We start from the raw sequence: 1,067 nt of genomic DNA, 5'->3' as shown, positions 1-1,067 counted from the left end.
ATGACGCACGGATTACGCCCCGACCCCGCCCCCGCGCCGCGCCCGCTGGACGACACGCCGCCGGTCCAGATCGACGGCCGCCGGTGCCCGGCTGCTAGGCCCACGGAACGCTGCCCCGGCTGCGACGACATGGTGGAGTCGATCGCCCTGCACCGGTGCTCGTCATGATCCTGCCGCGGCCGGTCCTGGTCCCGATCTGCATCGACTGCCGCGAGCGCGCGGACGACCCGGTCCCCGTGGCCGAGCACCCCGACGGCTGGGTCCTCACTGCCTGCCGCGGCTGCCTGATCCGCGAACGGTGGATTCCCCTCGCGCAACGCCCGCCCCTGGGCGACGGCGAACCGCTGCGCTACCCGCCCGAGCCGTACATGCCCGAACGCCTCGTCAGGCGGCTCGCGCATCTCGGCCTGCGGCCGGACCTCCGGCCGCTGATCGAGCAGGTGATCACGACCTTCAGCCTCACGCTCCTCGACGGAACGGGCCTGTTGACGCCGGCGGAGCTGGTGGAGGCGCGGCGCGAGGCCCACGCCGCGGTGGCCGAACTGCGGGCCGCGACCCGCGGCAGCCTCCACGCCGTCGAGACGGGGCGGTGACCCATGGCCGAGGAGCTGCCCAGCACACGCACGCTGACGATCCCGCAGCTGAAGGGGTCCGCCTGCGTCTGGTGTCACGGCCGGATGCTGCACGGATCCCGCCGCGTGGGCGAGGTGCCGGACTTTCTCGGGCGTCCGATAGAGCTGTGGGCCTGCGACCCGCCCTGCTCGACCTCGCCCGGAGGTGCATCGTGAACGAGCGGATCAACCTCTCGCTGCCCGACCCCGGGCGATCACGCATCCAGGAACGCATCGTGGGCCGCTGCTGGATCGCATGCGACCCGGAGGTGATGCAGGCCGTCACCTGGCTCGGGCCGATCTCCATCGGCGGCCCCGCCGGTGACGCGACCGCCCAGGCATACGCCTGCGACGCGTGCATCCACCACCTCTACGCGATGGCGCAGGCCGACCAGATCGAGCGTGACCGCCCCGCCCACCTCCTCGCCGCGAGACCCCGCGGCCACCCCTGAGACC

General features: G+C 73.3%; 2 protein-coding genes. Both read left to right on the top strand.

Annotation, left to right across the window (positions count from 1 at the left end; translation table 11 throughout):
- The first annotated feature begins 164 nt into the window (after nucleotides 1–164).
- Nucleotides 165–593 (top strand): hypothetical protein, encoded by a 429-nt coding sequence (locus tag ADY01_RS35850; protein ID WP_159001662.1) that lies wholly within the window; start codon nucleotides 165–167, stop codon nucleotides 591–593.
- A 146-nt stretch (nucleotides 594–739) separates the two neighbouring features.
- Nucleotides 740–1,063 (top strand): hypothetical protein, encoded by a 324-nt coding sequence (locus tag ADY01_RS35845; protein WP_049581090.1) that lies wholly within the window; start codon nucleotides 740–742, stop codon nucleotides 1,061–1,063.
- Nucleotides 1,064–1,067 lie beyond the last annotated feature (4 nt).

Source organism: Streptomyces sp. SBT349, from assembly GCF_001083795.1.
Lineage (GTDB): Bacteria > Actinomycetota > Actinomycetes > Streptomycetales > Streptomycetaceae > Streptomyces.
The sequence above is the reverse complement of the archived record's forward strand: the minus strand, read 5'-3'. Positions and strand labels throughout refer to the sequence as shown.

Coding starts and splice junctions, on each gene's coding strand:
- ADY01_RS35850 (WP_159001662.1), top strand. CDS start 165: ATGATCCTGCCGCGGCCGGTCCTGGTCCCGATCTGCATCGACTGCCGC.